Genomic DNA, 1,220 nt, shown 5'->3' on the forward strand with positions numbered 1-1,220 from the left:
TACTTTATTATCTTAGCAACAACGCCAGCACCAACTGTTCTTCCGCCTTCTCTTATAGCGAATCTTAATCCTTCTTCCATAGCTACTGGGTGGATTAATTCAACGTTCATGTTGATGTGGTCTCCTGGCATAACCATTTCCATTCCATCTGGTAACTTGATTGATCCTGTTACGTCTGTTGTTCTGAAGTAGAATTGTGGTCTGTATCCATCAAAGAATGGAGTATGTCTTCCACCTTCTTCTTTCTTAAGAACGTATACTTGACCTTCGAAAGTTGTGTGTGGATTTACTGATCCTGGTTTTGCTAATACTTGACCTCTTTCGATTTCGTCTCTTGTTACACCTCTTAATAGTGCTCCTATGTTATCTCCAGCTTGTGCTTGATCAAGTAGCTTTCTGAACATTTCTACTCCTGTACAAACTGTCTTTCTCTTTTCTTCATGTAATCCTACGATTTCTACTTCGTCTGATACCTTTAGAACTCCTCTTTCAACTCTTCCTGTTGCAACTGTTCCTCTACCAGTGATTGTGAATACGTCTTCTACTGGCATTAAGAATGGCTTATCTGTTGCTCTTTCTGGTGTTGGAATGTATTCGTCTACTGTTCTCATAAGTTCTAGTATCTTTCCACACCATGGGCAGCTCTCTTGTGCACATCCACATTCTAGTGCCTTTAATGCTGATCCTACTACTATTGGAGTGTCATCTCCTGGGAATTCATATTCGTTTAATAGGTCTCTTATTTCCATATCTACTAGGTCGATTAGTTCTGCATCGTCAACCATATCTGCCTTGTTTAGGAATACTACGATGTATGGTACCCCTACCTGTCTAGCAAGTAGTATGTGTTCTCTTGTTTGTGGCATTGGACCATCTGCTGCTGAACATACTAGTATTGCTCCGTCCATTTGTGCTGCTCCTGTAATCATGTTCTTTACGTAGTCAGCGTGTCCTGGACAGTCAACGTGTGCATAGTGTCTTGTTTCTGTTTCATATTCAACGTGTGCTGTGTTGATTGTGATTCCTCTTTCTTTTTCTTCTGGTGCTTTATCGATTTCATCGTATCTTGTTGCTTGCGCTCTACCAAACTTTGATAATACTGTTGTTATTGCTGCTGTTAATGTTGTCTTACCGTGGTCAACGTGACCAATTGTTCCAATGTTAACGTGTGGCTTAGTTCTCTCAAAATGCGCTTTTGCCATTTTATGTTCCTCCTTTTT

Annotated in this window: 1 protein-coding gene; it reads right to left on the reverse strand. The window is 40.3% G+C overall.

What is annotated here, in order from left to right; genetic code table 11:
* The coding region (gene tuf, locus Q428_RS14055) for an elongation factor Tu (protein ID WP_035382045.1) at nucleotides 1-1,202 on the reverse strand (1,202 nt) is incomplete at its 3' end.
* Nucleotides 1,203-1,220 lie beyond the last annotated feature (18 nt).

This window comes from Fervidicella metallireducens AeB (assembly GCF_000601455.1).
In the GTDB taxonomy this organism is placed as follows: domain Bacteria; phylum Bacillota; class Clostridia; order Clostridiales; family Caloramatoraceae; genus Fervidicella; species Fervidicella metallireducens.